1 protein-coding gene is annotated in these 1892 nt (G+C 67.7%); it reads left to right on the top strand.

The window, feature by feature from the left end:
• Positions 1-95 precede the first annotated feature (95 nt).
• Complete coding sequence (locus ABZV34_RS39000; RefSeq protein ID WP_356287893.1) at positions 96-1838, top strand: transposase; 1743 nt, start codon at positions 96-98, stop codon at positions 1836-1838.
• The last annotated feature ends 54 nt before the right edge of the window (positions 1839-1892 follow it).

The raw sequence follows: 1892 nt of genomic DNA, 5'->3' as shown, positions 1-1892 counted from the left end.
CGAGTATTTCCTGGGAGCGGCCATGGTCGATGTTCCTCTCATGAGAACCATCTGACCCTCTGTCAACATCCTCCGCATCCCGGGGGAACCACACCGTGGAGGCGGTACGGATGTCGATGCGGCCGGTGGGGCTGCCGGAGATCCCGGAACAGACCGTGGCGGTGGCGCGGGCGGCGTTCCCGAAGGGAAGCCTTGCGATACGGGTGCGGGACCGCCTCGCGGAAGTCTTCGTCGCCGAGCCGTTCGCGGGGGCATTCGGGGTGCGTGGGGCTCCGGGGCTGTCGCCGGCGGTGTTGTCGCTGGTCACGGTGTTGCAGTTCGCCGAGGACCTCACTGATCGACAGGCTGCGGCGATGGCGGTGCGGGCCATCGACTGGAAGTACGCGCTCGGGGCGGAACTGACGAACACCGGCTTCGATGCCAGCGTGTTGTCCAGGTTCCGGGCCCGGCTCGCGGACAACGGCATGGAGCGGGTGGTCTTCGACCGGCTCCTTGAGCACTGCAAGGACGCCGGTCTGGTGGTGGCCGGGGGCAAGCAGCGCACCGATTCCACCCATGTGATCAGTGCGGTGCGGGACTTGAACCGGCTGGAGCTGGCCGGGGAGAGCGTGCGGGCGGCGCTGGAGGCTCTGGCGGTCGCGGCGCCGGTCTGGCTGGCCGGACAGATCGATGTGACGGAGTTCGCCGAGCGGTACGGATCGAGGACCGACGGCTGGCGGATGCCGTCCTCACAGGCCAAACGTGACCGCCTCGCCCAGGTCTTCGGCCAGGACGCCCTCGCTCTGTGCCGGGCGGCCTGGGCCGAGGACGTCCCGGTGTGGATCCGTGAGGTCGAGGCGGTGCATCTGCTGCGGCAGGTCCTGGTGCAGACCTACATCATCCGGTCCGATGCCCGGGGACGGCAGGTGATCAGGAAGCGGGACGCCGATGACGGCGTCCCGCCCGGTCAATTCCGCCTTGCCTCCCCCTACGACGCGGACGCACGCTGGGCGGCCAAGGGCGAGGACCTATTCTGGATGGGATACAAGATCCACCTCACCGAAACGTGCGGCACACTCCCCGACGCCGACGCCGACGCCGACGCCGACGCCGACGCCGACGCCGACGCCGACGCCGACGCCGACGCCGACGCCGACGCCGACGCCGGGTCCGGGAGGATGCCGAATCTGATCACTGACGTGCACACCACCGACGCGACCGTGCCCGACGTGAAGGCGACCGCTCCCATCCAACAGAACCTCGCGGAGCACGGTGTCAAGCCCGCCGAGCATTACCTCGACTCCGGCTACCCGTCGGCCGACCTGATCACCAAGGCCATGCAGGACGGTATCCGCATGGTCACTCCGGTCCTTCTGGACCACTCCGCGCAGGCCAAGGCGGCCCAGGGCTTCGACAAGAACGCCTTCACCATCAACTGGAAGACCCGCCAGGTCCGCTGCCCCGCCGGGAAGACCAGCTCCCACTGGAACCCCGTTCAGCAACATGGCACAGACGCCATCGTGATCACCTTCAGCGTCCTAACCTGCCGCGACTGCCCCTTCCAGAAGCAGTTCACCACCTCGAAGACCGGCCGTCGCATGCTCACCCTCAGGCCCGAGAAACTCCACGACAACCTCGCCCGAGCCCGCGCCGAGCAGAAGACCGACACCTGGAAGAACAAGTACGCCCTCCGGGCCGGCGTCGAGGGCACCATCAACCAGGCCCTCGACATCACCGGCATCCGCCGGGCCCGCTACCGCGGCCTACCGAAAGTCCGCCTCCAACATTGCGCGATCTTGGTGGCTAATTCCAACTCTTATGCTGTGAGGCTTAGTTGGAGTCTGGCGAGGTGGCAGTGATTGGCGCGGTCGAGGGGGCGGCCGTGCCACCAGGCGTGGAGTCGGATGAGGTTG

The organism is Streptomyces sp. NPDC005195 (assembly GCF_040608315.1).
In the GTDB taxonomy this organism is placed as follows: Bacteria; Actinomycetota; Actinomycetes; order Streptomycetales; family Streptomycetaceae; genus Streptomyces; species Streptomyces kaempferi.
The sequence above is the reverse complement of the archived record's forward strand: the minus strand, read 5'-3'. Positions and strand labels throughout refer to the sequence as shown.